The sequence below is a fragment of the Stenotrophomonas sp. GSD10 genome (assembly GCF_056172695.1).
In genome coordinates this window covers 1638156-1662977 of the sequence record NZ_JAOCMC010000002.1, presented here as the reverse complement: position 1 = coordinate 1662977, position 24822 = coordinate 1638156, and the positions used below count along the sequence as shown (strand labels likewise).

The window sequence follows — 24822 nt, the reverse complement described above, 5'->3', positions numbered from 1 at the left end:
CCGCCTCCAACGGCGCTTCGACAAGACCACCAGACATGTTCAAGCAACTGTGGGCCACCAAGCACCCGCACGCCGCCCATGAAGACGCCAACGGCCTGAGCCTGCGCCGCCACCTCGGTCCCTGGGGCCTGACCGCGCTCGGCATCGGCGCGGTGATCGGCGGCGGCATCTTCGTCATCACCGGCCAGGCCGCCGCCAACCACGCCGGCCCGGCGATCATGCTGTCGTTCGTGCTGGCCGCGATCTGCTGCGCCTTCTGCGCACTGGCCTACGCCGAGTTCGCCTCGATGGTGCCGGTCTCCGGCAGCGCCTACACCTATACCTACGCCACCTTCGGCGAACTCTCGGCCTGGTTCATCGGCTGGATGCTGGTGCTCGAATACGGCGTCTCCGCCTCGGCAGTGGCGGTCAGCTGGACCGGCTACTTCCTCAGCCTGCTCAGCCAGTTCGACATCCATCTGCCCGCCGCGCTGGTCAGCGCGCCACTGGACGCACAGCTGCGTCCGACCGGCGCAATCGCCAACCTGCCCGCAGCCGGACTGGTGCTGCTGCTGACCTGGCTGTGCTACGTCGGCATCAGCAAATCCTCGGCGATGAACATGGCCATGGTTGTGCTCAAGACCGGCCTGATCGTGCTGGTCATCGTGGTCGGCTGGAAATACGTGGACACCAGCAACTGGACCCCGTTCATTCCGGCCAACGAAGGCCCTGGCAAGTACGGCATGGAAGGCGTGCTGCGCGGCGCAGCGATGGTGTTCTTCGCCTACATCGGCTTCGAGGCGGTGTCGGTGGCGGCGCAGGAGTCGAAGAACCCGCAGCGTGACATGCCGATCGGCATGATGCTGTCGCTGGTGGTCTGCACCGTGCTGTACATCGCGATGGCCGCGGTGATGACCGGCCTGGTGCCGTACCCGCTGCTCGGCACCGATGAGCCGGTAGTGACGGCGGTGGCCGCGCATCCGCAGCTGGGCTGGCTGCGCTGGGTGGTCGAGGTCGGCGCACTGGTCGGCCTGTCCTCGGTGGTGCTGGTGATGATCATCGGCCAGCCGCGCATCTTCATGATCATGGGTCGCGACGGCCTGTTGCCGCCGGTGTTCACCAAGATCCACCCGAAGTACCGCACCCCGCACATCAACACCGTGATCACCGGCATCGGCATCGCGCTGCTGGCGGCGCTGTTCCCGCTGGACATCCTCGGCGAACTGACGTCGATGGGGACGCTGATCGCGTTTGCCGCCGTGTGTGCCGGCGTGCTGATCCTGCGTCGCACCCAGCCGGACCTGCCGCGCCCGTTCCGCATGCCGATGGCCTGGCTGATCTGCAGCCTGGGCGTGCTGAGCTGCCTGGCGCTGTTGTCGGCGATGACGATGCACAACTGGATGCTGATGGGCGTGTGGACCTTCGTCGGTTTCGTGATCTATTTCTGCTACGGGTTCCGGCACAGCCGCCTGCGGGCTAAGTAAGGTTTTGCATTGCAGGGCCTGCGGCCCTGCACCCGCGTGTGAAGCCAGAGCAACGGCAAGAGCGGGTGTGCTGGTTTGGCGGGGAGGCATGGGTACGCGGGGGACGCCGCAAGTACGTCCCTGTAGGCTTGGCAGCCGCATCCATGCGACTGACACCCCCGCGAACCCATGCCTCCCCACCCTGACAGTCTCCCGGCGCGTCCGGTAGATCCACGCCATGCGTGGATGAACTCTGTCCGGGGAATGATGCGTCTGTGGTAACTCCATGCCATGCGTGGATGGAATCTTTCCGGCAGAAGATGCTTCTGTAGAGCGGAGCCATGCTCCGCTGCGAGCAAGCGTAGCGCCGCGACCCGCTTTTCGCTCTTCCTTCTTCACTCCGTGGCTGGCGCGCACGGAAACTGTCCATGGCCGGGCGGGTGGGCTGTGCAGGGGTGTCCGCGGCATGGATGCCGCGGCCAAGCCCCCATGGATGGGTTCACGGCGTCCCCTGCACAGCCCACCCGCCCGGCCAAAGCAAGAAATCCAGCCCCGCCTCCCGCCACGAGGGGCTCAGCCGTTGGCCGAATCCAGTAAAATCGCCCCATGGACACCCCCACCTTCCCCTACGACACCGCGCGCCTGAGCGAGCTGGCCCAGCTGCTGATCGACAACGTCCGCGAGCTGGCCCACGCCGGCTGGACCCCGGCCACCAGCAGCAACTTCTCCCACCGCCTGGACGACCGCCACGCCGCGATCACCGTGTCCGGCAAGGACAAGGGCCGGTTGATCGAGGACGACATCATGGTGGTGGACTTCGACGGCCAGGCCGTCGGCCGCCCGCTGCGCCCGTCCGCCGAAACCCTGCTGCACACCCAGCTGTACCGCCGCTTCCCCGAAGTGGGCTGCGTGCTGCACACCCATTCGCCGGTGCAGACCATCGCCTCGCGCCTGTACGCGCCGCAAGGCCATGTGCACCTGGAAGGCTACGAGCTGCTGAAAGCGTTCGCCGGCAACAGCACCCATGAAATGGCCGTGGATGTGCCGGTGTTCGCCAACACCCAGGACATGAACGTGCTCTCGGCGCAGGTCGACGACCTGCTCGATCGGCAGAACCTGTGGGGCTACCTGATCGATGGCCACGGCCTGTACGCCTGGGGCCGTGACATGGCCGAGGCGCGCCGCCACCTGGAGGCCTTCGAGTTCCTGTTCCACTGCGAGCTGGAGCTGCGCAGGCTGCGCGGCTGAACCCGCGCGCAGGTGCAGATGCCGATCCGGAATCTGCACCCTGCCCCTACCCTGCTACCCTGTCTTCCCCCGAGACGTTCAAGCTGCCGCCATGAGCCGACTGCGCATCTACGACGACACCCGCCCCGAATCGCCACTGCTGGACACCCAGGACGGCGCGCTCATCGCTGCCGAGCTGAAGCAGATCGGCGTCACCTTTGAACGCTGGCAGGCCACTGCCCCGGTCGCGCCGGGCGCCAGCCAGGAGGAAGTGTTCGCCGCCTACCGCGCCGACATCGACCGCCTGGTGGCCGAGAACGGCTTCAAGAGCGTGGATGTGGCCTCGATCGCGCCGGACAACCCGAACCGCGCCGAGCTGCGCAAGAAGTTCCTCGACGAACACTTCCACAAGGAAGACGAGGTGCGCTTCTTCGTCGCCGGCTCCGGCCTGTTCACCCTGCACGTGGAAGACAAGGTGTACGAGATCGAGTGCGTGAAGGATGACCTGATCGCCGTGCCCGATGGCACCACCCACTGGTTCGACATGGGCGATGAGCCCAGCTTCGTGGCGATCCGTTTCTTCACCGAGCCGGATGGCTGGGTCGGCCATTTCACCGGCAACGACATCGCGCAGAAGTTCCCCCGTTACGTCCCTACCCAGGCATCCTGATCCATGCAGCCCCGCGTCATCCTGACCGATATCGAAGGCACCACCAGCAGCATCTCGTTCGTCAAGAACGTGCTGTTCCCTATGCGCGCCAGGCGCTGCCCGGCTTCGTTGCCGAACATGGCCAGGACCCGGACGTGCGCCGCTGGCTGGACGCGGTGGCCACCGAGATCGGCGGCGCCTGCCAGGACAGCCTGGTGGTCGAGACGCTGCAGGGCTGGATCGACCAGGACCGCAAGCACACCGCACTGAAGGCGCTGCAGGGCCGGATCTGGGACGCCGGCTACCGTCGCGGCGACTACACCGCGCACTTCTATCCGGAAGTGGCGGCGGTACTGAAGGGCTGGCACGCCTCGGGCCTGCCGCTGTACGTGTACTCCTCCGGTTCGGTGCCGGCGCAGAAGCTGTTCTTCGGCTTCAGCGATGCCGGCGACCTCAGCCCGCTGGTGTCGGGCTGGTTCGATACCGAAGTGGGCGGCAAGCGTGAGGCGGACAGCTATCGCCGTATCGTGCAGTCCGTCGGCGTACCGGCTGGCGAGATCCTGTTCCTGTCGGATGTGGTGGAAGAACTGGACGCCGCCCGCGAAGCCGGCCTGCAGACCCGCCTGATCGACCGCCTGGACGATTACCCGCTGCCGCGCACCGGCCAGGCGGCCAACGGCCACGATCGCGTCGAGAACTTCCAGCAGATCCAGCTGTAACAATGAGGAGGATGCCAACCTTGGTTGGCATCCTCCTGGTGAGCCAACCAAGGTTGGCATCTACCAGAGCAGAATGTTCCAGCCCTCAACGGTCGTTGAGGGTCTTCACCTTCAGCGCGTCGCGCAGGGTGGTCAGGTCCACCGGGCCGCGTACCGCGATGTCGCGGGTTTCGCCCGGCAGCAGGTCCAGCAGGTTGTCTTCAAGCGTCACGTCCAACGCGCCGAAGTCGATCCACGCCGCGCGCACATAGGCCGCACTCTGCAGCCGCAGGCGATAGTGATCGCCGTCGATGGCGAGAGTCGCCTTCAATTTCTGCCGTGGCAACACCTGATCCTTGGCTTCAGCGAAGCCGACCACCTGCCGCGCGCTCACTTTGCCGTCCTGCAGCAGCTCGAACACCGCCACCGTGCGCTTCGGGTCGGCGCCGGCCAGCAGTTCCGCATCGGTGAAATCACCGATCGAGGTCACCCTGCTGCGGCCAGGCTCACCGCTTGCTCGCGACGACGCAGCACCTTGCCGTCCATGTCCATCACCCGCAGCCGCCAGCGCGCATCCCGTGCAGCACCGTCATTGATCAGGCGCACCCGTGTGCTGCCCTCATCGCGCAGCGCGGCCACCGTCACTGGCGCGAAGAAGCGCCGCGCGGCGAAGTGCAACGCCTTCCAGCGGCCGAAGTAGTCCACGCTGGACCATGAAGCCCCCGGCCAGACGTCGTTGAGCTGCCAGTACAACGAGCCCATCGTGTACGGCCGCGAGGCGCGGTGATGCAACGCGGCCAGCGCGATGCCATCGGCCTGCATCACCTGGCTGAGGTAGACGAAGTCCTCGAAGTCCTTCGGCGTGCCGTAGCCCAGTTCGATGTAGTGCAGCAGGCGGCTGTTGCCTTCGCCGGCCATGAACTTCTGGTGTGCGCGGATCACCGGGCTGTCGATGCGCTGCTCGGCACGGGTCGCGATCTGGTCCACCGTCGCCACCGACGGCCATGCCTGCAACCCGTACTCGGACATGAAACGCGGGGTCTCGCGCAGATAGGCCTGCACCGGCAACGCCGGATTGCCCCAGACCTGCCAGTAGTGTTTGTCGCCGCGGGTGGAATCGTTGGCCTTCTCGTCCAGATCGTTGCTGGGCGAACTGGACCAGTACGGTACGCCCAGCCCTTCCTCGCCGACCACCTGGCGCAGATCATTGCCAAACAGATCGACATAACCCTGCCAGACCTTGGCCGCGAACGCCGGATCGGCCGCCTTCAGGTCGCGGCCATGGCCCCAATCCTTCCAGGCGGTTTCTTCTTCATTGTTGCCACACCACAACACGATACTGGGGTGATGGCGCAGGCGGCGCACGTTGTCGCGGGCCTCGGCGACCACACTGGCGCGGAACGCCGGATCGTAGCCCGGCTGCATGCCGCCACCGAACATGAAATCCTGCCAGACCAGCAGGCCCAGCTCATCGGCGATATCGAAGAACGCGTCGTCCTCGTAGTAGCCGCCGCCCCAGTTGCGCAGCATGTTCATGTTGGCATCGCGCGCCGCCACCAGCACCTGGCGCAGGCGCGCGGCATCCACGCGTGCGGGGAAGGCGTCGAACGGAATCACGTTGGCGCCCTTGGCAAAGACCGGCACACCGTTGATGACAAAAGCGAAGCCCTGCCCGCCCTTGCCATCCTCCTCGCGGCGCAGCTCAACCGTGCGCAGGCCGATGCGCTGCTCGCGCACCAGCGTTGCATCGGCGCCACCGTCCAGGCGTGCCTGCACGGTGTAGCGATCCTGTGCGCCGTGGCCCACCGGCCACCAGCGTTTCGGTTCTGCCAATTCAACCGGCAGTTCCACACTGTTCTGGCCGGGCTTCAGCAGCACCGTGCGCTGCACCTGGGCCACGCTGCGACCCTGCGGATCGCGCACGTCGATATTGACGACCGCAGAACCGGCGGCGTTGCCCTGCTCCACCTGCAGCAGCACCGTCAGCTTCGCCTGCCGGGCATCCAGCGCGTCGGTGCGTACCGCCACATCGTTCAGCCGATGCGCATCCCAGGCCTGCAGGTCGATCCCGCGCCAGACACCGGCGGTGACGTAGCGCGGGCCCCAATCCCAGCCGAAGTGATAGGCCGGCTTGCGCGCGAAGTTGCCGACCATCGCGTCCTTCGGCTCATCGCCATAGGGCGAGGGATAGTTGCCGGCAATCCTGTGCGGCATTGCCTGCACGCCTGGCAACAGGGTGCGGATCGGCGACCGGAACACGATCCGCAGCTCGTTGCCCTTCGCGCGCAGACGGCCGTCCACACGGGCACGCCAGGTACGGTGCGCGTTGTCTGCGCGCAGCAGCGGCTTGCCGTTGAGGCTGACCTCGGCATAGGTATCCAGCCCGTCGAAGCGCAACTCGGCGTTGGGTTTGGCCAGGGTTGCGGCATCCACGTCGAAACGGGCCCGGTACTCCCAATCGGCCAGCCCGATCCACTGCAGCTCGTTCTCCGGCGCGCCGACGTAGGGGTCGCGGATCAACGCATGCGCCAGCAGGTCGGCATGCACACTGCCCGGCACCGTGGCGCCACGCCACCGCTGCAGGCCGGGATGGGCAGCGCCCTGTGCGTCACCGGGCAGCATGCGGAATTCCCATTGCGCCTGCAGCGGGGCCGCCAACGCAGGGAAAGCAGAGGCTGCGATCAGCAGCAGGAGCAGACGGACAACGAGGGAAAGACGATGCACGGAATGCTCCTGTTTTTCCGCCGGGCGTGGCCCGGCGCTACCTGCAGATCCGATTCACGGTAGTGCCGGGCCATGCCCGGCGTACCAACCTCAACGCACCACGTTCAGCACTTCGTAGCACGCACCCATGGTGTGGTAATCCACCTTGCCGGCCGGGCTCTTCTCGTCACTGTACTTGCGGTTGTCGGCATCCAGGATGCGGAACCAGGCGCCGTACTGGTGGTCGACGAAGTGCTCCCAGGAATAGGCCCAGATGCGCTCGTACCACTGCCAGTAGCGGTCATCGCCGGTGCGCTGGGCCATCAGCGCGGCCGTGGCCAGCGTCTCGGCCTGCACCCAGAAGTACTTGTCATCGTCGCAGACGAAACTGTCGCCGCCGATCGGGGCACCGTCCATGCCCGGCTGCCGGCGCGATTCCGGTGCGAAACCGTAGTACAGGCCACCGCGCGCCTCGTCCCAGCTGCGCACCACGGCAACATCGAACAGGTGCTGCGCGGTCGGCACCAGCCAATCGGCCTGCACGTGGCGATCGAGGATCAGCAGCAGCTTGGCCCATTCGGTCTGATGGCCCGGTTGGAAGCCCCAGGGGCGGAACAGATGCTTGGGATCGTCCAGGTTGTAGTCCCAGTCGATCTCCCAGTTCACGTCATAGTGCTCCCAGACCAGACCACCGGCCTTGGCCGCCTGGCGGCGGGTCATGGTGTCGGCCAGCTGCAGCGCGCGCTCGACATAGCGCTGCTCGCCGCTGGCCTCGAACGCGGCCAGCATCGCCTCGCACATGTGCATGTTGGCGTTCTGGCCACGATAGCCGGTGAAGTTCCACTGGCCATCGGCTTCGTCCTTGTACAGGCCGTGCTGCGGCTCCCAGAAGCGCGCCTCCAGCAGCTGCCAGGTCTCGTCCATCCAGCCGCGGGCCTGCTCGACACCGGCCTTCAGCGCACAGCTGTAGGCCAGCAGCACGAACGCCACACCATAGCAGTGGTTCATATCGTCCTCGACCTTGCCCTCGCGCAGGGTCCAGGCATAGCCACCGGTGGCCGGATTGCGATGCACCTCGCGCAGGTAGCGCACGCCGTGCTCGACCGCGTCGCGGTATTCGGCGTTGCCGAACTCGCGGTAGGCCATCGCGTAGTTGAAGACAAAGCGCGTACTGCTCACCAGATGGCGATGGCTGGCATCGTAGATGCTGCCGTCATCACGGAAGTAGTGGAAGAAGCCGCCGTTCGGATCGATGCAGCGCGGATGGTAGAACGCCATCGTGTCGGCGATATGCGCACGCAGGAAGGCGGGCGAACGGAAATCGGGCGAGGTGCTCATGCGGTAATGTCCTGGGCCTGCAGCAGCAGCTGCACTTCATCGAGCGAGGGCATCGCGGCGAACGCGCCCTTGCGGGTAACCGCCAGTGCGCCGACCGCAGCACCGAAGCGGAGCGTGGCAGTAATCGCCTGCGGGTCCTGGCAGAACGCAGCGAAACCAGCGCCGGCCCCACCCCGCTCCAGCAGGCCGACCAGCACGCCACCGACGAAGGCATCGCCGGCGGCGGTGGTATCGACCGCGGCCACACGGAAGCTGGTGACCGTGCCGTGGTCGTCGCGGGTATACCAGTGCAGCGTGGCCGCACCGTCGGTGACGATCACCCAGCGTGCCTGCGCGGCCAGCAGGCGCCGCAGCACCAGCCGCTCACCGTCATCGCCGAGCGGCGCGGCGAGGTAGTCCAGCTCCTCGCGCGACAGCTTGACCAGGTCGGCCCGTTCCAGCGCCTGCCACAGGCGCGGCGTCGGGTCTTCGTTGGCCGGCCACAGCGCCGGGCGCAGGTTGAGATCGAGGCTGACCACCGCACCGGCGGCACGCGCGCGCTCCATGCCGGCGAAGGTCGCTTCGGCGATGGACGACTCGGTCAGGCTGTTGGAGCAGACGTGGAAGCACTGCGCGCTGTCGAAGCAGGCAGCCTGGAAATCGCGGTCACGGAACAGCAGATCGGCCGCCGGCGGGCGGTAGAAGCTGAAACTGCGTTCGCCCGTAGCGTCCAGCGCCACGAACGCCAGCGCGGTCTTGGCCGCGTCGGTACGCACGATGTAGTCGGTGCCGACGCCATGCTCGACCAGGCTGTCGGCCAGGAAGTCACCGAACATGTCGCGGCCGAGCATGCCGACGAACTGGGTCTTTGCACCCAGCCGCGCGGCCGCCACGGCGACGTTGGCCGGCGCACCGCCGGCGTACTGCAGGAATGCGCGCGGGGTATCGGCCGAGGCCGGCGGCTGCGCTAGTAGATCGATCAAAATTTCGCCGAAGCAAACGATGGAACCCATTCCGGACTCAGCCTCCCTGCGTTGCGGAAGCCGGCGTACGCGCGCCGACCAGTCCGTAGAAGATGATGTAGCCGTAGCACAGCAGCGGCAGGACGAAGCTGGCCTGCACACCGATGTGGTCGGCCAGCACGCCCTGCAGGTACGGCACCACGGCACCACCGACAATGGCCATGATCAGCAGGCTGGAGCCCTTGTTGGTCAGCGGGCCCAGGCGCTCGATGCTCAGCGCGAAGATGGTCGGGAACATGATCGAGTTGAACAGGCCGATCGCCACCACCGAGTACAGCGCGATGTTGCCGGAGCTCAGCATGGTCGTGACCAGCAGGGCCACATTGACCAGCGCGAAGATCGCCAGCAGGCGGCTGGGCGAGAAACGGGCCAGCAGCGCCGAACCGGCGAAGCGGCCGATCATTGCCATCGTCCAGTAGGCCGACACATAGTGCGTGGCTTCCTGCTCGCTGAAGCCGCCGATGTTGGGCATCGACAGATAGTTGACCAGGAAGCTGCCGATCGATACTTCGGCACCGACGTAGAAGAAGATGCCCAGCACGCCCAGCAGCAGGTGGCGCTTGCGCAGCGCATCCAGATAGCTGTGGTGGTGGCCCTGGTCGGCCTGCTCGGTGGCATCACTCAATGCCGGCAGGCGGAACAGGAACACGAACAGCGCCAGCAGCACCAGCGCCACCGCCAGGCCCACATAGGGGCCCTGCACGGCCTGCGCCTCGGCGGCACGGTAGGCCAGCTGCTCGGCGGCCGGCATCGCGGCGAGGTCATCGGCACTCTTGACCGTGTTGGACAGGATCAGCATGCCGCCGAAGATCGGCGCAATGGCGGTGCCCAGCGAGTTCAGGGCCTGCGCCAGGGTCAGCCGGCTGGAGCTGGTCTGCTCGGGGCCCAGCAGCGCGACGTAGGGATTGGCTGCGACCTGCAGCACGGTGATGCCGGTGGCCAGCACGAACAGCGCGCCGAGGAAGGCACCGTACACGCGCAGCTCTGCCGCCGGCCAGAAGCCCAGCGCGCCGATGCCGGCGATCACCAGGCCGGCCACGATGCCCTTCTTGTAGCCCAGCGCGGCGACCAACCGGCCTGCGGGCAGCGACATCAGGAAATAGGTGCCGAAGAAGGTGAACTGCACCAGCATCGCCTTGGCGTAGTTCAGCTCGAACACCGCCTTCAGGTGCGGGATCAGGATGTCATTGAGGCAGGTCAGGAAGCCCCACATGAAGAAGATCGTGGTGACCACGGCCAGCGCCTTGCCGTTGGTGACGGCAGGTGCGTTGCCCGAAGAACCCGATGGACGGGGCGTTGCGGAGATCGGCATGCGGTACGCGCCTCGATGCGCGGAAGGTCGTTGTTGCGTGGAAGGGAGTCTGTGGAAAGAATTCAGTTCGGCCGTGCGGCACTGCTTTCGCGGATGCGCAACTGCACCGGCGCGACCGTGCGCCGCGGCGGCGCATCCGGTTCGTCCAACCGTTGCAGCAGCAGCGCGGCGGCCTGGCGACCGCGCTCGCGCGGGTCGGCGGTCAGCGTGGTCAGCGGCGGCACGGCCACCGCGGCCTCGGAGATATCGTCGAAGCCGGTCACCGCGAAATCACCGCCGGGACGGATGCCGCGCGAGTTCAGGCCCAGCATCAGGCCCAGCGCGACGGTGTCGTTGTAGCAGACCGCCGCACTCGGTCGATGGCCATCAGCGAACAGTTCATCGGTGCGCGCGGCAGCCTCCAGCCGGTTCGGTGCCGACTCGATCATCCAGCCCGGCGGCAGCGACAGGCCGGCCTCGGCCAGGGCCTGCTGGAAACCTGCGCGGCGCTGGTGGCACGAGCTCGATGCCGCATGGCCGCCGAAGAAGGCGATCTGGCGATGGCCGCGCTCGATCAGGTGACGCGTGGCCAGGTAGGCGCCATGCTGGTTGTCCAGGGTCAGGAAGTCCCAGTCGGCGCCGTCCAGTTCGCGGTTGAACAGCAGCACGTTGGCATTGGCACCCAGTGCCTGCCGCAGCTGCGTGGTATCGCTGCCCTCGGCCGGCGACAGGATCAGGCCAGCGGGGGTGTGCTCCATCAACGTGGACAGCACCGCCTGCTGCCGCTCCGGCGATTCCCCGGTGCTGCCGAGCAGGGTCACGTAACCACGCCCGCCCAGCGCCTCGTCCACACCGGAGGCGAATTCGGCGAAGAACGGGTTGGACAGGTCGTTGATCACCAGCGCGATGCTCGACGAGGTGCGCCGGCGCAGGTTGGCCGCCGCGCGGTTGTAGACATAGCGCTGACGACGCAGCTCGGCCTCGACCTTGGCCCGGGTGTCGACGTTGACCAGCGGGCTGCCACGCAGCACCAGCGACACGGTGGCCCGTGACACGCCGATGGCACGCGCGATGTCGGTCACCGTCACCGCCTTGCCGGCGCGCTTGCTGGAACTGCTGCCGTTGTCGTTCATCGTCTTCCCGGACTCCGCTGGAGGCTCAAGCCTAATGGATCACGGCCATGTCGTGCGGTGCCGTTCGCTGGGTCACCGCGAACGGCACAGTCCGGCTCAGCGCAATGCGCTGCCCGGTGCCGCGCACCAGGACACCGGCAGGTCCTTCACGGCGGTGCCCCAGCCCTGCTCCGGTGCCTTGGCGTCCAGGCTGAAGTGCAGGCGCGGGCCCTGCTGCAGGCGGTCCCAGTCCAGCCACACCGGCGCATGCGCCTGGCCATCGACCTGCACGCCCTGCACGTACTGCAGGCGGCGGCCGTCGGCGCCCGGCGCGTCGATGCGCAGGGTGCGGCCATTGCCCATGTCCACTTCCACCTTGGCAAAGCGCGGGGTGTGCAGCAGGAACTGGCCGCTGCCGGGCACCGCCGGGTAGACGCCGATGGCGCTGAACAGATACCAGGCCGACATCGTGCCGAGGTCATCGTTGCCGGTCACGCCGTTGGGGGCATTGGTGAACAGCTGCTGCGCGGCGCGCACCACCGCCGCCGTCTTCCACGGCTGGCCGATCAGCGTGTACAGCCACGGCGAGTGCAGGTCCGGCTCGTTGTTCGGGTTGTAGCGGAACTGGTTGTAGTAGCTGTACGGCCCGACCACCCACTCCTTGCGCGCGGCATTGAGCGGATCGGCCTGCAGCGCGTCCATCGCGAAGAAGGCATCAAGGCGGCGGCCGGCCTGTTCGCGGCCATCCATGGCTTCCACCAGACCCGGCACGTCCTGCTGCGCCAGCCACTGGTACTGCCACGCGGTGCCCTCATGGAAGCCGTGGTGCGAACGCGGGCTGTAGCGGCCATCGGCCGGGGTGTACCACTGGCCATCTTCGGTACGCGGGCGCGGGAAACCGGTAAAACCGGTCTCGGCATCGCGCACCTGCGGGTCCCACACCTTGCGCCAGTTGCGGCCGCGCTCACGCAGCGTCGCCGCATCCTGCGCATGGCCCAGGCCATCGGCCATCTGCGAGAGCGCGCAGTCGGCCAGCGCGTATTCCAGCGTGGCCGAGCCGCCGTGGTGCGGATCAACGTCCATGCCCTTGGACGGGAACGCGCGGTCATAGACCACATAGCCCTTGTCCAGGTAGGTCGGGTTGCCGGAACGGCCGGCCATGCGCGAGTTCAGCGGCGGCGTGCCGAACGCGTTGCGACGCAGTGCATCCCAGGCCTGCGACTCGCGGCCCTTGAGCGCGCCGAAGCGCCACAGGTCGACCATGAACGGGGTGACCGGATCGCCGGTCATGATGTTGGTCTCGAAGTTGGCATAGCCCCAGCGCGGCAGCCAGCCGCCCTGCTCGTCGATCGCCAGCAGCGTGCGGCCGATGTCGCGCGCCACATCCGGACGGGTCAGTGCCAGCCACTGGTTCTGCGCGCGGTAGGTATCCCACAGCGAGAAGTACTCGTAGTAGGTCCAGCCATCGGCACGATGGATGCCATCGTCATAACCGCGATAGCGGCCGTCGGCATCGTTGCCGGTCATCGGCTGCAGCAGCGCGTGGTAGACCGCGCTGTAGAACACGGCGCGGTCGTCAGCGTTGCCGCCCTGCACGCGCACCCGGCCCAGCTGCTCGCGCCAGGACTGTTGGGACAGCGTGCGCATGCGGTCGAAACCCAGCAGCGCCCCGCCCTGCATGCCCTCGGCGCGCAGGTTGGTGCGCGCGCCTTCGGCGTCCACGTGCGAGATCGCACTGACCGCCGTCACCGACTGGCCCTTGGCCAGGTCGAAGCTGAGCCAGGCGCCATTCGGCTTCTGCTCGCCTTCCATGCTGTGGCGCGCACCGGGCAGGCCACCGCCCTCGCCCCAGGTGCCGTGCGCCTTGAACGGGCGGTCGAACTCGATGCGGAACCAGGTGGTGTACTGGTGCCCACCACAGAAACTCTTGGTGACCAGCTTGCCTTCCACCACGCGGTCACCGACCACGTCGACCACACTGCCGATCACCGAATGGCGCTCGTTGGCCTGGCCGACATTGACCAGCACGTGGCCGTCGCCGCTGCGCTGGCTGAAGGTGTAGCGCTCGGCGGCGGCGCGAGTGCGCGCGGTCGCCTCGGCGTCGATGCCGCCATAGCTGGTCAGCCGCACCTTGTAGTAGCCGGCCTGTCCGATTTCGCCGTCATGGGTGTAGTTCGAGGCGTAGGCCTTGTGGTCGAACTGCTTGGGGTTGCCGGTATCGAAATCGCCGCCCGGGCCGATGCTGCCCGTCACCGGCAGTACCGACACCTGGCCGCCCTGCTCCCAGCAACCCGCACCGGAAATGAACGAGTGGCCGAAGCCGCGGATCTTCTCGTCGTCGTAGCGCCAGCCCGAGTAATGGCTGCCGATCGGGCTGACCTGGATCAGGCCGAACGGCGCCGACGCGCCCGGGAAGGTGTTGCCATCGTCCTTGCTGCCGATGAAGGTATTGACCTCGCGCTCCAGCGCCGCCGGTGCCGCCTGCAGCAGCATCGGCATGGCCGACAGGGCGAGCAGGCAGGCCAGGCGCGCCAGCGGGCGCTCGGACAAGGGGACGGCGGGAGCGGACGGCACTGGACGCATGTCGGGTTCCTGTAGTCGATGACGCGAAGGCAGACGATCGGGGCCGTCCGGCACCGTTCCGCTGAGCCTTGCCCGCATCGGCAGATGGCTCCCCTGGAATGACGCCTGACCCACGTGACCGTGAATTTAGATCGATTCAAGTAGAGCATGCAGGTTCAGCCGATTGCATTCTGCGGCGCAGCATGAAGGGGTGTTCGGCAGGGCTGCGCCCTGCACCTGCGCCCTGCACCTGCACCTGCACCTGCACCTGCACCTGCACCTGCACCTGCTCCGAGCTGGAGCAACAGCAACAGCAACAGCAGAAGCCGGTTTCCTGTGGGGAGTCGGGGGGGCGGTTGCGGGGGACGCCGTAAACCCATCCTTGGGGGCTTGGCCGCGGCATCCATGCCGCGGACACCCCCGCAACCGGACCCACCCCGCCTTCGACAGATTTCCGCGATCTGCGACGGATCCACGCCATGCTTGGATCAATCTCTGTCAGATAACGAAATCAATCTGGGGTCAGATCCGTTTTCCAAAGGAAAACGGATCTGACCCCAGGCCGTTACCCCTGCCGTCCCCAGGCCCCATCCAACCGTCACCGGGAAACTGTCGAAGGCGGGGCGGAGTGGGCTGGCAGGACCGTTGGCGCCATGGATGGCGCCATCGAGCCCCCATGGACGGGTTTACGGCGTGTCCTGCCAGCCCGGCATTGGCTTTGGCTGTTGCCGGCCAGCGGCCGGCACTACCCGCAGGTGCAGGGCGCCGCCCTGCCGACCCACCCTCGCCTGCGCACGAAAACGTTTCCACTGTTTTCAGCAAACCGTCACAGCATTGCCACGCCAGTACCATATTGCGCAGCAGCATGCGCCCACGGGCGACCCATGCTAAAAATCGCCCGCCCATCGCTTAGATCGATCCAAGACGACATTGCGATGGCCGGGAGTTGGGGAAGCGGGAACAGGACGTACCAGGCCACGCGCACGGTGCCACTGCCACTGCATGGCGACAGCGACAATGTCACTTCAAATTAGATCGATTCAAGTTGTCCGTGCCACGTCACCGGATCAATCCAGGAGAGAGGAGAGATGGGAATGAAGCATTCAACACGTACGCATGGCCAGGACGCATTGTCGTTGGCCATCGCGCTGGCCCTGGCTGCCGCCGTTCTGCCGGCTGGCGCCGCCGCGCAGCAGGCCACCAGCACCGGCACGCAGGACGCCACCACCCTGGACAGCGTCCAGGTCACCGGCTACCGCTACGCCATCGAGAAGAGCCTCGAGCAGAAGCGCGACGCCAACGCCGTGGTCGAAGTGATCACCGCTGAAGACGTCGGCAAGTTCCCCGACAAGAACGTCGCCGATGCGCTGCAGCGCGTCCCCGGCGTGGTCATCACCCGTAGTGGCGGTGAAGGCAAAAGCGTCAGCGTGCGCGGCCTGGCACCGGACCTGACCCTGACCCAGTTGAACGGCAATTACGTTGCTACTTCGGAAACCAACGACGAAGCCACGCGTTCGTTCAACTACACCCTGCTGCCGTCGAACATGCTGTCCAGCGCCGAGCTGTTCAAGTCGCCGGAAGCGCGCATCGATGAAGGCGGCATCGGCGGCACGGTCATCCTGCACACCCGACGCCCGCTGGACATGGAATCCAACTCGGGCTTCGTCACGCTCGAAGGCACCTCCTCCGACACCCATCACGATATCGATCCGCAGGCGTCGGCGCTGTACTCGTGGCACAGCCAGGACGAACGCTTCGGCGTGCTGGTGGGCGTGACCCAGCAGAAGCGCACCACCCGGACCATGGAAGCCAGCACCGAGGATTACCAGTGGTATGGCGCCGGCAAGGCGCGTGATGCCTACGGCAATACGCAGGCACAGGATGGCATCCACTACTGGTGGGGCCGCTCCGGCTTCAACAACCAGTCCGGCCAGAACTACACCGACTTCTTCATGCCGACCTCGGTGAACTTCGCGGTGAAGGAAGAGAAGCGCGAACGCAAGGGCGGCCAGCTGACCTTCCAGTTCAAGCCGGTCGACAACCTCACCCTGACCGCGAACTACTTCCGCTTCGAGCTTCAGGGTGACTACACCCAGAACATGCTGAAGATTCCCGAATGGAGCATGGCCCGCTTCAACGGCGACGGCAACTGGGCCGGCGGCCGCCTGCTCAACGGCCTGGACTTCGATCCCAGTGGCAGCATCGTCACCGGTGGCCAGTTCGAGAAGCTGGCCGGTAAAACCTACTACTGCAGCGAGGACGAGGCCAAGGCCGCCGGTCTCGCACCCGGCGGCTGGGGCCCGGACGACTGCACCGTTCCCACCCCGCAGCTGACCGGTGGCTACAGCAAGGAAAAGGCACTGTCGCAGACCGCCGACCTGAGCATCGACTGGGACATCAGCCCGCTGTGGAAGGCTTCGTTCACCGGTGGCCGCACCTGGTCCGAAGGTGGCCCGTCGATGAACTTCCGCATGTCGGCCAAGCCGCGCCGCAAGGACGGCAACGTCTACCTGCCCGGCAACCTGTACAGCGCCTGGGATCTGACCGGCACGCCGTCTGCGACCTTCTCGCCGGACCTGCAGCAGCAGCTGATGAACGGCATCGCCGAAGTCGATACCGGCTCCACCGATTCGTCGTGGAAGCGCACCGAGGTCAAGCAGAACTACTTCCAGGCCGATGTGACCAAGCTGTTCGAGTCCGGCTGGCTGGATTCGATCCAGTTCGGCGCCAAGTACCGTGACGGCAAGGTCCACCGCAACACCGGCAATACCTACTGGGTGTGCCCGGGCCGCGACCCCGCCGACTATGACAACAGCCGCTACCAGAGCGGCTGCGACCCGACCGCCGGCAACGCGCAGCCGGGCTTCTTCCTGTCCAACCCGATCAGCAACATCGCCGGCGGTTTCAACGCCAATGTGTTCCCGGGCATCAACTACCCGGCCTACATCGATTACCTGAACCAGACCTACGGCGGTTCGCACAACCGGACCGAGGAAGATTTCGTCTACAACGTCAACGAGAAGATCTACTCCGGCTACTTCCAGGCCAACTTCCGTACCGAGCGCCTGCGCGGCAACGTCGGCGTGCGCGTGGTGCGTACCAAGCAGTTCGCCCAGTCCTCCGACTCGATCGAGAAGTTCAACGACTACTTCCTGGACAACGCCTCCGGCGCGCCGATGGCGTGCACCGATCCGGCCGCGGCGGCCTATCCGACCTACAGCTGCGAAAGTGGCTTCGTGCGCCTTCCGCATGATCTGGCGCAGAGCAAGACCTACGACCTGATCGGCGTGGACCGCACCTACACCGATGTGCTGCCGAGCTTCAACATCGCCTGGGACATCACCGATACGCTGGTCCTGCGCGGTGCGGCGTCCAAGGTCATCGCCCGCCCCGGCTACACCGACATCGCTGCGCCCGGCGCACTGAGCTACTACAGCCAGGAGTACGTCAATGATCGCCGCGTGGCGGGCGGTGCATCGACCGCCGGCTGGGTCGGCCAGGGCAGCAACAAGCAGCTGGAGCCGTTCAAGGCCACCCAGTTCGACCTGGGCCTGGAGTGGTACTTCCAGCCCGGCGCCGTTGCCGGCGTGGGCCTGTTCCGCAAGAACGTGGACAACTTCACCCTGCCGGTAGTGCGTGACACGCCGATGGTCATCGGTGGCGAGGCGGTGACCGTGCAACGCTACGAGACCCAGGCCAACGGCCGTGATGGCGTTTCCCAGGGCGTGGAGCTGTACGGCCAGTACACCTTCGATTTCGGCGTGGGCGTGCAGGCCAACTACACCTACAACGACACCAACCTGGCATCGATCGTGCTGGATGGCCAGGAGATCGGCTCCTCGCCGCTGGTCGGCAGTGCCAAGAACCAGGCCAACGTGACGGTGTTCTACGAGAACGAGAAGTTCCTCGCACGCGCTTCGTTCAACCGGCGTGGCCAGGTGGTCGGCGGGCTCAACAACGGCCTGACCGTCTACACCGAACCCTACGATCAGCTGGATCTGAACGTTGCCTACAACCTGACCCCGGACTGGACGCTGACCGCCTCGGTGATCAACGCCACCAAGTCCGAACAGCGCGTGCACCTGGGCAGTGACAGCAAGGCCCGCCTCATCTCCAACACCTATGCAGGCCGCCAGCTGTACTTCGGCGCTACCTGGAAGTTCTGACGTCGCACCGGGCGGCCCGGGCCTGACCCGGAGCTGCCCCGCCCCGCCGCGCGCGGGGCCAATCCTCCACGGCAGCCACGCTGGTACAGGTGGCTGCCGTTTTTGTTGGAAGGGGTGATGCGTTGGCGGCGATGGCCGGGCGTTCAGCCCCGCGCTTGACCCTGCCATCGTTGGAAGGTGCACACTGGAGCCCTCTCAAGAGCAGCGAAGGAGCGACAGATGGAATTCCATGTTGACGGCATGACCTGCGGCGGCTGCGCGCGCAGCGTGACCCGTGCGATCCAGCAGATTGATCCGGACGCCCGCGTGGAGGCCGACCCGCCGACCGGGCGGGTCAAGGTGCAGACCACTGCCTCGCAGGAGCAGGTGTTCGCCGCGGTGAACGATGCAGGCTTCCCGCCGCGCACCGCCTGATCCGCAGCCTCGCGTCGACGACCAGGCCCGCCCGGTGCAATCACACCCGGCGGGCTTTTTCATGTGCGCGACAGCGTCTCAGTGCTTGTGCACGCGCCGCCGCACCGCGCCGGTCTTCGGTGCATCCACCGGCAGCTGCATCTCTTCATCCTTACCCAACTGCTCCAGGATCGGGCATTCCGGGCGTTCGTCGCCGGCGCAGCAGCTGATCAGCGACTTCAGCGTGTCGGCCATCTGCCGCATGCTTTCGATGCGTTGCTCCAGGTCGACGATGTGCTGTTCGGCCAGGCGCTTGACGTCGGCACTGTGCCGCGAGGTGTCATTCCAGAGGCCGAGCAGATCGGTGATCTCGGCCACCTGGAAGCCCAGATCACGTGCGCGGCGGATGAAGCGCAGGCGGTGGATGTCCGCCTGCGAGTAAGCCCTGTAGCCCGACTCGGTGCGATCGGCCGCGGGAATCAGGCCGATCTGTTCGTAGTAGCGGATCATCTTCGCCGAGACATTCGAGGCCTTGGCGGCTTCACCGATGTTCATGCAGGTCTCCTTCAACGGGTCGCAGCGGGCGCATCCGCCATCGGCGGCTGGAACCGGCGCAGGCGCAGCGCGTTGCCCAGCACGAACACGCTGGACAAGGCCATCGCACCGGCCGCGAACACCGGCGACAGCAGCACGCCCCAGACCGGATACAGCACGCCGGCTGCCACCGGAATCAACGCGGTGTTGTAGGCGAAAGCCCAGAACAGGTTCTGCCGGATGTTGCCCAGCGTCGCCTTCGACAGCGCGATGGCATTGGGCACGCCCTGCAGGCTGCCCGACATCAGCACCACATCGGCCGACTCCACCGCGATATCGGTACCGGTGCCGATGGCCAGTCCGACATCGGCCTCGGCCAGTGCTGGCGCATCGTTGATGCCGTCGCCGACGAAGGCGACGTGTCCATGCACCGCCTTCAGTCGACGTATCGCCTCGACCTTGCCTGCCGGCAGCACCTCGGCGACCACCTCATCGATGCCGAGCTGACGCGCGATCGCCTGCGCGGTGCCTGCATTGTCACCGGTGATCATCGCCACCTTCAGGCCCAGCTGGTGCAGCGCCGCGATGGCCGCTGGCGTGCTCGGCTTGATCGGATCGGAGACCGCGATGATCGCCACCAGGCGCCCGTCGATGGCGGCATACAGCGGCGACTTGCCCTGCGTTCCGAGCTGGCTGGCTTGTGCAGCAAAGGGCGTGATGTCCACGCCCAGCTCGCGCATGAAGCGATCAGCACCGACCTCCACCCGCGTGCCACCCACACCGGCACGCACGCCCATGCCGGTCACCGAGTCGAAATCGACCATCGCCGGCAGTGCGATGCCCTGCGCGGTGGCCGCGTCCACAATCGCGCGGGCAATCGGATGCTCCGAGCGCGACTCCACCGCCGCCACCGCTGCCAGAACCGTGCTGCGATCAAAGCCGTCGGCGATCTCCAGGTCGGTCAGCCGCGGACGGCCTTCGGTCAGGGTGCCGGTCTTGTCCACCGCCACCACCTGCGCGTCCTTCAGCAGCTGCAAGGCCTCGCCCTTGCGGAACAGCACACCCATTTCCGCGCCGCGGCCGGTGCCGACCATGATCGAGGTCGGCGTCGCCAGCCCCATCGCGCACGGGCAGGCAATGATCAGCACCGCCACCGCGTTGACCAGGGCAAAGCTGAGCGCCGGCGACGGACCGACCACCAGCCAGACCAGGAAGGTCACCAGCGCGGCCAGCATCACCGCCGGCACGAACCACAGCGTCACCTTGTCGACCACGGCCTGGATCGGCAGCTTCGAGCCCTGCGCCTGTTCGACCATGCGGATGATCTGCGCCAGCAGGGTCTGCCCGCCGACCGCCGTCGCGCGCACGGTCAATGCGCCGGTCTGGTTGATCGTGCCTCCCACCGCGTTGCTGCCGGGCTGCTTCTCGACCGGAACCGGCTCGCCACTGATCATCGATTCGTCGATGTAGCTGCGGCCTTCGATCACCTCGCCATCCACCGGCACCCGCTCGCCCGGGCGCACCTCCACCACGTCACCGGCCAGCACCTGGCCGACCGGAACATCGACCGCGCGCCCGTCACGGATGACATGGGCGACCTTCGCCTGCAGCTTGACCAGGCGCTTGATCGCCTCCGAGGTCCGGCCCTTGGCACGCGCTTCGAGGAATCGCCCGAGCAGGATCAGGGCGACAATCACCGCCGCCGCTTCGTAGTAGACGTTCACCGTGCCCGGCGGCAGCAGCCGCGGCAGGAAGGTGGCCACCACCGAGTAGCCGAATGCTGCGGCGGTGCCTACCGCGACCAGCGAGTTCATGTCCGGTGCCAGCCGCAGCAGTGCCGGGAAGCCCTTCAGGTAGAAGCGGCGGCCCGGGATCGCCAGCACCAGGGCGGTCAGCACGAACTGCAGGTACCAGCTGGCCTGCAGGCCGATCGTGGACATCACCCAGTGATGCATGCCGGGAACCAGATGCGAGCCCATCTCCAGCACGAACACCGGCAGTGCCAGCGCGGTGGCCACGATCAGGTCGCGCTTGAGTTCGGCGCGCTCGACGTCCTTCCTTTCGGCCGCTTCATCCTCGGCGGGCGCGCCGTCCTCGATCACACGTGCGTCATAGCCGGCCTTGTCGATGGCCGCAATCAGCGCAGCCGCATCGGCCACGCCACGCACGGTGGCGCGTTCGGTGGCCAGGTTCACGCTGGCCTGGCTGACGCCGGGAACCGCCAGCAGCGCGCGCTCGACACGGCCCACGCAGGAGGCACAGGTCATGCCTTCCACGGCCAGTTCGGTGGTGGCGGCCGGTACGTCATAGCCCACCCGCTCCACGGCCTGGATCAGCGCTGCGCGATCAACCGGGCCGGTGGGGCGGATGTCCGCACGCTCGGTGGCCAGGTTCACCGCTACGCTGCCCACGCCCTCCACCTTTGACAGCGCCGCTTCGACGCGGCCCACGCAGCTGGCGCAGGTCATACCCTCGATGGGCAGGCTGATCGTGGCAGGGATGGCAGTGGCGCGAGGCGTACTCATGATCGGATTCCCGGGCGTGCTTGTGGATGCGCACAGGCTAAACCTTGCCATCGTGGGAAGGTCAAATCCAGCCGCCCCGGGACCGAGCGGTAGCGCCGGGCCAGGCCCGGCGTACCGCCTGCAACCCGCCTCAGAAGGTGAACACGTACTCCAGCGCGAACTCGCGGCCCACTGCGCTCAACAGGCGGGTCGGCGCGAAGTCGTAGTCCAGCTTGTACGGGTCCTTGTGGTTCCAGCTGGTCGAGTTGAACGCGTTGTTGACGTACACATTGACCTTGGCGTGCTCGGTCACCTGGTAGCCCACGTTGAAGTTCCAGGTGATGAACGGCCCGACCCGGCCGAAGTAGCGCGCGGTCTGCTGGCCTGCATTCGGGTTCGGATTGGGTGAGCCATCCGGACGCGTCGACGGCTCCAGGCAGTTCAGCGAGGGGCTGTCACTGGGCACGTAGCCATCGGCGAACGGCAGGCAGCCACCCGGGTTGTCGAGGCGGTCGGTGCCCCAGTGGTAGCGCACGCCTGGCACCGAGCCCACACGGTCGGCATAGACATTGGCGTTCCAGTTGCCCCGCTGCCAGGCCAGGCTCGCACGCAGCTTGCTGCGCAGGTCGCGGTCACGGCGTTCCGGGTTGGGGTCGGCGGCGTAACGCTGCTCCTTGGTGGAAATCTGGTTGGTGTAGTTCAGGCCCAGCTGGAAGCTGCCCCATTGCGCGGTATCCAGCCGATACCGCGCGGTCAGATCGATGCCACGCACTTCACGGCTGGCCAGGTTGAACGGGCCACGCTCGATCGACACCAGGCGCCCGTTGCTGTCGCGGTTCACACGGGCCAGGATGCCGGCGCAGTACTCGCCACCGGCCGGATTGGCCCACGGCGTACCGTCCATGTTCTTGCCGGTCAGGCAGCCCGCCTCGCTGGCCAGCACTTCGTCGGCACCCACATCGACGATCATGTCTTCCAGCTTGATCGCCCAGTAATCAGCGCTGACCGACAAATTCGGCATCACGTCCCACACGAAGCCCACCGTCCACGAATCACCGGTCTCCGAGCGCAGCAGCGGTGTGCCACGACGGTTCACGTCGAACGCATACCAGACATCGGTGTTGCCGACACCGCAGTTGTTGACCAGGTAGGCGCCGCTCTGGATGCAGCGCAGCCGATCGTAGGTCAGCACCTCCGAACTGCTCGGCTGGCCCAGCAGGTAATGCATGTCCGGTGCATGGAAGCTGGTGGCGTACGAACCCCGCACCAGCAGCGATTCGACCGGCCGCCATTCCAGGCCGACGTTCCAGGTGGTTTCCTTCTGGCTGCCGATGTTCAGCGCTTCGCTGCTGTCGTCGGCCTTGTAGTTGCCATAGCGGTCATAGCGCGCGGCCGCGGTGGCGGTCACGCTCTCCAGCAGCGGAATCTTGAACTCGACGCCCGCCGAATAACGGGTGCGCTCGCCACCACCACGGTCGACGTTCTGCAGATCGAAGTCGATGCCGGCGCGCGGGTCCGGACTGAGGTGGTAGCCCTGCTGCGCGACTTCGGCCACGGCTGCGAACGAGATCGGGCCGGCCCAGCCCTGGAACAGTTCGCCGGTGATGTCCGCCGAGGCCTGGTTGACCCACGAGGCGGCGCGGTTCTTGGCCACCGTGCCCATTTGCCAGTACTGGTCCGGCGTGATCGGGTTCCACCAGCGCGATTCGTTCAGTGCGTAGATCGCCTCGCCATCGGCAGTGGTGCCCAGCCGCGGGCCGAGGAAGAAATCATAGGACTTCTGCTCGTCCACCACGTTCTGCCGCTCCTCCACCCGGTAGTACGAGCGCCCCACCGATGCGCTCCAGTCGAAGCGCTCAGCCAGGCGTCCGCGCAGGCCGGCGCTCCAGTCCCAGGAGAGTTCACGATTGGTGTTGCGCAGGGTATCCAGACCGCCCACCTCGTTCGGGGTGAACTGGCGCACGCCGAGGATCGGGCGGTTGCGGTTGGCATCCCAGTAGTAGCCGTTGGCATCGTCGATCAGCGACACGCCGGGCGGGTTGGTGCCCCAGATCGCTTCGGAGCGGTACACCGCCAGGTTGGTCCAGGCCTGCAGGTCGTTGCTGAAATCGAAGGTGGCGTACAGGTTGCCGGACACGTTCTCGGCACCGCCGGTGAGCAGCCAGTTGGCGTAGTCGGCGCTCATGCCGCACAGACGGCCGGTGTTGCTGATGGTGTTGGCGGCGTAGTTGTAGACCAGGCGGTCGGCGGTGTAGTACTCGCCGTCGAACTTCTCGCAGGTGCCGGCCGGTGGCGCCAGGCGCTGGCCGTTGCTCGGATCGATCAGCGCCAGGCCTGCGGTCGGACGGAAGCCGACCTTGCGCTGTTCCATGTTCCAGGATGGGTACGGCGCATCGTCGGCATCGTCCATCTGCGGGCGGTCGCGGCCGAACAGCGGGTCGCGCTTGGTGTACTGCAGCGCGTAGGTCACGCTCCAGTGGTCGCCGGTCTTGCCGCCGGCCCACGACAGATCCCAGGTATCGCGGCCGCCTTCGGTGGAGGTGCCTCCGCGTACGCGCACTTCGTCGCCGTCGTAATTGGTTTTCAGGATGACGTTGACCACGCCGGCAATCGCGTCGGAACCATAGATGGCCGAGGCGCCGCCGGTCAGCACTTCGATGCGCTCGACCGCGGCAGCGGGAATGTTGCCGTAGTTGGAGAAGTTGGTTTCACCGCCGTAAGGCAGCGGGTAGTCCGCCACACGACGGCCATTGACCAGCAGCAGCGAACGGTTCGGGCCCATCCCGCGCAGGTTCAGACCACTGGCGTTGGGCGTGTGCGAGCCCCACTGCGAGGCCGCCTCGACGGTACCGGTGGCCTCGGTGAGGGTCTTCAGCGCGTCGTACACGCTGGCGAAGCCTTCCTTCTGGATCTGCTGGGCGGTGATCACATTGACCGGTGCCGGGCCCTCGACGCTGGCGCGCTTGATGCGCGAGCCGGTCACGGTGACCGCGTCGAGATCCTTGGTGGAGGAACTGGCCGCCTCCTGCGCGCTGGCAGCCAGGGGCAACAGGGCCAGGACCAGAGCCTGGGACAGCAGGTGACGACGCTTGCGGACGGACTGAGCCATGGGTGGTTGCTCTTGGAAAGTGTGGACGCACGGACGGGTGGTGGCGCGGCACGACGGCTGATCCGGGCGCCTGGATCGGTTCAAGACCGTCCA

Annotated in this window: 13 protein-coding genes and 2 pseudogenes; 6 read left to right on the top strand and 9 right to left on the bottom strand. The window is 66.6% G+C overall.

Annotated elements, in window-relative coordinates:
- Nucleotides 1-35: 35 nt before the first annotated feature.
- From N4G47_RS07965 to mtnC, 4 genes and pseudogenes are all read left to right on the top strand, one after another.
- Entirely contained in the window at nt 36-1463 is a 1428-nt protein-coding gene (locus tag N4G47_RS07965) for an amino acid permease (RefSeq protein ID WP_475286323.1), read from the top strand.
- Nucleotides 1464-2048: 585 nt separating this feature from the next.
- Nucleotides 2049-2690 (top strand): methylthioribulose 1-phosphate dehydratase, encoded by a 642-nt coding sequence (locus tag N4G47_RS07960; RefSeq protein WP_475286321.1) that lies wholly within the window; start codon nt 2049-2051, stop codon nt 2688-2690.
- Nucleotides 2691-2781: 91 nt separating this feature from the next.
- The gene (locus N4G47_RS07955; protein ID WP_475286319.1) at nt 2782-3339 is read left to right on the top strand and encodes a 1,2-dihydroxy-3-keto-5-methylthiopentene dioxygenase; all 558 of its coding nucleotides are present in this window, start codon (nt 2782-2784) and stop codon (nt 3337-3339) included.
- Nucleotides 3340-3342: 3 nt separating this feature from the next.
- Nucleotides 3343-4037 (top strand): annotated as a pseudogene (mtnC, locus tag N4G47_RS07950) (acireductone synthase).
- Nucleotides 4038-4122: 85 nt separating this feature from the next.
- On the opposite strand, the pseudogene N4G47_RS07945 reads toward mtnC, so the two are convergent.
- From N4G47_RS07945 to N4G47_RS07920, 6 genes and pseudogenes are all read right to left on the bottom strand, one after another.
- Nucleotides 4123-6740: pseudogene (locus N4G47_RS07945) on the bottom strand (beta-mannosidase).
- Nucleotides 6741-6830: 90 nt separating this feature from the next.
- Complete coding sequence (locus N4G47_RS07940) at nt 6831-8057, bottom strand: AGE family epimerase/isomerase (RefSeq protein WP_475286317.1); 1227 nt, start codon at nt 8055-8057, stop codon at nt 6831-6833.
- On the bottom strand, nt 8054-9049 hold the full coding sequence (locus N4G47_RS07935; protein WP_475286315.1) for a carbohydrate kinase family protein: 996 nt from the start codon (nt 9047-9049) through the stop codon (nt 8054-8056). The genes N4G47_RS07940 and N4G47_RS07935 overlap by 4 nt, the downstream gene beginning before the upstream one ends.
- A gap of 7 nt (nt 9050-9056) precedes the next feature.
- Nucleotides 9057-10370 carry an L-fucose:H+ symporter permease gene (gene fucP, locus N4G47_RS07930; protein WP_475286313.1) on the bottom strand — a complete coding sequence of 438 codons (1314 nt, stop codon included), beginning with the start codon at nt 10368-10370 and terminating at the stop codon, nt 9057-9059.
- A gap of 62 nt (nt 10371-10432) precedes the next feature.
- A complete protein-coding gene (locus N4G47_RS07925; protein ID WP_107232423.1) occupies nt 10433-11482 on the bottom strand; it encodes a LacI family DNA-binding transcriptional regulator in 1050 nt (349 codons plus the stop codon).
- A gap of 96 nt (nt 11483-11578) precedes the next feature.
- Nucleotides 11579-14044 carry a GH92 family glycosyl hydrolase gene (locus tag N4G47_RS07920; protein WP_475286311.1) on the bottom strand — a complete coding sequence of 822 codons (2466 nt, stop codon included), beginning with the start codon at nt 14042-14044 and terminating at the stop codon, nt 11579-11581.
- 1067 nt (nt 14045-15111) lie between these two features.
- Here N4G47_RS07920 and N4G47_RS07915 point away from each other — a divergent pair.
- Both N4G47_RS07915 and N4G47_RS07910 read left to right on the top strand, forming a co-directional pair.
- Nucleotides 15112-18189 carry a TonB-dependent receptor gene (locus N4G47_RS07915; RefSeq protein ID WP_475286309.1) on the top strand — a complete coding sequence of 1026 codons (3078 nt, stop codon included), beginning with the start codon at nt 15112-15114 and terminating at the stop codon, nt 18187-18189.
- A gap of 219 nt (nt 18190-18408) precedes the next feature.
- Nucleotides 18409-18603 (top strand): heavy-metal-associated domain-containing protein, encoded by a 195-nt coding sequence (locus N4G47_RS07910; RefSeq protein WP_107232420.1) that lies wholly within the window; start codon nt 18409-18411, stop codon nt 18601-18603.
- 78 nt (nt 18604-18681) lie between these two features.
- Here N4G47_RS07910 and cueR read toward each other — a convergent pair whose 3' ends face one another.
- From cueR to N4G47_RS07895, 3 genes are all read right to left on the bottom strand, one after another.
- Entirely contained in the window at nt 18682-19137 is a 456-nt protein-coding gene (gene cueR / locus N4G47_RS07905; protein ID WP_475286308.1) for a Cu(I)-responsive transcriptional regulator, read from the bottom strand.
- A gap of 11 nt (nt 19138-19148) precedes the next feature.
- The gene (locus tag N4G47_RS07900; protein WP_475286306.1) at nt 19149-21641 is read right to left on the bottom strand and encodes a heavy metal translocating P-type ATPase; all 2493 of its coding nucleotides are present in this window, start codon (nt 21639-21641) and stop codon (nt 19149-19151) included.
- A 130-nt stretch (nt 21642-21771) separates the two neighbouring features.
- On the bottom strand, nt 21772-24729 hold the full coding sequence (locus N4G47_RS07895; protein WP_475286305.1) for a TonB-dependent receptor plug domain-containing protein: 2958 nt from the start codon (nt 24727-24729) through the stop codon (nt 21772-21774).
- Nucleotides 24730-24822: the final 93 nt, after the last annotated feature.

Bases quoted from the DNA above. Each gene is read 5' to 3' on its own strand.
- N4G47_RS07940 (WP_475286317.1), bottom strand. From the start codon at position 8,057: ATGAGCACCTCGCCCGATTTCCGTTCGCCCGCCTTCCTGCGTGCGCAT.
- N4G47_RS07965 (WP_475286323.1), top strand. From the start codon at position 36: ATGTTCAAGCAACTGTGGGCCACCAAGCACCCGCACGCCGCCCATGAA.
- cueR (WP_475286308.1), bottom strand. From the start codon at position 19,137: ATGAACATCGGTGAAGCCGCCAAGGCCTCGAATGTCTCGGCGAAGATG.
- N4G47_RS07955 (WP_475286319.1), top strand. From the start codon at position 2,782: ATGAGCCGACTGCGCATCTACGACGACACCCGCCCCGAATCGCCACTG.
- N4G47_RS07920 (WP_475286311.1), bottom strand. From the start codon at position 14,044: ATGCGTCCAGTGCCGTCCGCTCCCGCCGTCCCCTTGTCCGAGCGCCCG.
- fucP (WP_475286313.1), bottom strand. From the start codon at position 10,370: ATGCCGATCTCCGCAACGCCCCGTCCATCGGGTTCTTCGGGCAACGCA.
- N4G47_RS07925 (WP_107232423.1), bottom strand. From the start codon at position 11,482: ATGAACGACAACGGCAGCAGTTCCAGCAAGCGCGCCGGCAAGGCGGTG.
- N4G47_RS07960 (WP_475286321.1), top strand. From the start codon at position 2,049: ATGGACACCCCCACCTTCCCCTACGACACCGCGCGCCTGAGCGAGCTG.
- N4G47_RS07915 (WP_475286309.1), top strand. From the start codon at position 15,112: ATGGGAATGAAGCATTCAACACGTACGCATGGCCAGGACGCATTGTCG.
- N4G47_RS07895 (WP_475286305.1), bottom strand. From the start codon at position 24,729: ATGGCTCAGTCCGTCCGCAAGCGTCGTCACCTGCTGTCCCAGGCTCTG.
- N4G47_RS07900 (WP_475286306.1), bottom strand. From the start codon at position 21,641: ATGAGTACGCCTCGCGCCACTGCCATCCCTGCCACGATCAGCCTGCCC.
- N4G47_RS07910 (WP_107232420.1), top strand. From the start codon at position 18,409: ATGGAATTCCATGTTGACGGCATGACCTGCGGCGGCTGCGCGCGCAGC.
- N4G47_RS07935 (WP_475286315.1), bottom strand. From the start codon at position 9,049: ATGGGTTCCATCGTTTGCTTCGGCGAAATTTTGATCGATCTACTAGCG.